Origin of the sequence: Rickettsia endosymbiont of Ixodes scapularis (genome assembly GCF_000160735.1) — a bacterium.
Classification (GTDB): domain Bacteria; phylum Pseudomonadota; class Alphaproteobacteria; order Rickettsiales; family Rickettsiaceae; genus Rickettsia; species Rickettsia tamurae.
In genome coordinates, this window is the sequence record NZ_GG688311.1 from 5320 (window position 1) to 7989 (window position 2670).

Here is a 2670-nt window from a genome sequence, read left to right on the forward strand (position 1 = left end):
TATTTATCGCCTCTGGAAGTCCCTTAAGACCATCAACACACGCAACATATATTCGTTCTACTGTTAGCAACGGAAGTAAAATGATACAGAGCAACGGATAAAAATTGATACAGTATTAAAATACGCGAGTTTCGTATTAATAGAGGAACTGCATAGCTGATAGTAACTGGGTTACGAGGATATTAGTAATATTGTTTTTGTTATAAAATGTACTTAAAACTGCATAATTTTTAGTAAATTGTCTTTTTTGACTATAACTATTAAATTGTAAAACTTGTCACATCTCTTACAAACCTTGAAAGAATAAGGATTATAGCATATTCATTAACCATAATTTAGGCATCTTAATACGAAACTCGTGTTAGATAGTACAGGTCTTAGATTTAGTACGGCTAGTAACTGGTATGCCAAGAAATATAATAAAATCTGTAAGAATAAGCCCTAAATCTTTGTCGTATTTGGAGAAGGTATGGTGGCTATATTCACATTTCCAAGGAAGCTATATTCAGATTTCTGGACCTGGTTGGACTTTTACCATCAGTTCATCTACCACTGCGCAGAGATAACGCGGCCTCTAAACAAACTGCTGCGCAAAGGCGTGAAGAAGCGTTGGGCGAAGGCACAGCAAAACGCTCTCCTCTAACTGTTCAGAGTTATTGCTAAAACAGCATCCTCGAAGCTCCCAGAACTCAAATGTACCCTTCCTAATGCAAACCAATGCGAGTGGCTACGATTTAGGGGCTGTGTTGGTGGGGGCGAGATTTTGATGATGTTTTTGGACCCACAGCTTTTGCGACAATACGTTAACAGCATCTCACCAGGATATAGAGTGAGTGAGTAGAGGCATTTATTGACAGAGATTACGCAGATCTTCGCCGAAGTGGCGATCATCCACGCGCCAGTGGTGGTTGAATAACCTGGGCGGCTTTTAAATCGTACGCATCACAATGGGGATTATAGAGTTTTTATTTGATCAATGCAAGGAGGTCAAGGGCATTAAGGTCCCCACGACACAAGCAGTCAGGCAGTGACCGCGTAATTGGAGCCCTCCTATCGGTGTCCCATTTCGGGTACGTTCATTGACCCATAGTCGTAAATCGGTTGTCGGGAGAAAGGTCGCGTAGGACCTCCCCCCTAAGTCGCGTGGTAGAGTTCGAATCCATACACCGTTGGCAGCGAGGGTCGGTGGAACAGTATACCGCTCTTGTCTTTTAAGATCACTGAGTTCCATGTTATAGATAGTCCTAGGGGTCATCGCGCCCCCAGTGCGTAGTCGGTTGAGTGCCACCGTATCTTTTCTGTGGAACACCTTGTCCGGGATCAGGTTGTAGACAGGAAACCAGAGTTGCTTGAGCCTTTTTGCCGCTTGTCTCGCTCGCGGCGGGGCTATTCTCTGGGATCGTACACTTCACAGAATGAATCGGATGGTTTTTGAAATTGCTGGGGGAGCTGCGTGGTTATGGACGCGCTCAACAATTTTCTATTCATCTCGAATCCCACAGCCTTGTGTGCTGCATCCGTTCCCGGGATCCCTTGGTGTGCCGAAATCAACGCCGGGACCCAGCGGTTGTCGAATTCTATGTTTCTGTAACCTGGTGTAAAAGAGACTTTATTTAACACGTGAAAACGCTACGGTGATTGGCCACCAGGTTACTTTCTGCAACTTGGAGGCCGTTTCATCCAATCTACCTACTCAGGTTGGACAAGTAAATGTCAAACCAATGTGCCTGTGGGGACGCAGGTAGAACGATGTCTTTGAATTTCTTTGATGGCTGCATGAGAATCCGTGTAAACGATGCGTTGTCTGTTGCAGACGTTCAGCGCTTCGGTGCTGTATAACCCAATGAGGATGCAGTCGAGCTCCGCTAACTCGGCAAAGTCGCCGCGCCTCGCCCCGCCTCGCCCCGCCCCGCCCCACCCCGCCCCGCCCCGCCTCGGCACGCCCAGCCACTCCCAACCACGCCACGCCACGCCACGCCACGTCACGCCACGCCACGCCACGCCACGCCACGCCACTACACGCCACGTCACGCCACGTCACGCCACTACACGCCACGTCACGCCACGCCACGTCACGCCACGCAATGTCATTCCACGCCACACCACGCCACGCCAGCGGCGTTGGGCGTGAGACATTATGGGAACAGTGATGATCGCTGCTCCGTCGTGTGGTGCTACCGCCATAGCGACTGCGAAAACCACATTGCCTGCTTTCGCGTTGGGTCCCTGTGTACGGCAGACGGCAATATTTGCAACGCTCTGTGCTGCGCTGTGTTGCCCACACGAGGTGAGGAACCCTCAATCACATTTTTCTTGAGACAATGCTCGTAACCAAAAATTCAGTTTTTAAAATATTTTTTCCAACAATGCCGGGCGAGGATTATGGTGAGGGGAACCTGACAGAACAATGGTCGAGTGGGCTAGCGCACACCAGCTCGGAGCACACGGAGCGAAAGCTCGCGCTGCAGAACCCAGGGATCCTGGGTTCAATCCCCACCCCTACCCGTTTCGATCTGGATGGGCATCGCACCGGCGTACGGTCGTGTTCCTCTACTGCGTGGTGCACGTTAAAGACCCCAGGCTGGAAGTTGTACTGCACTTGCTAAATTTCTCATCTACAGCGGGTGACTTTTCGCAACTTTGCAATGGCTGAACAACTACAGGCCGTCC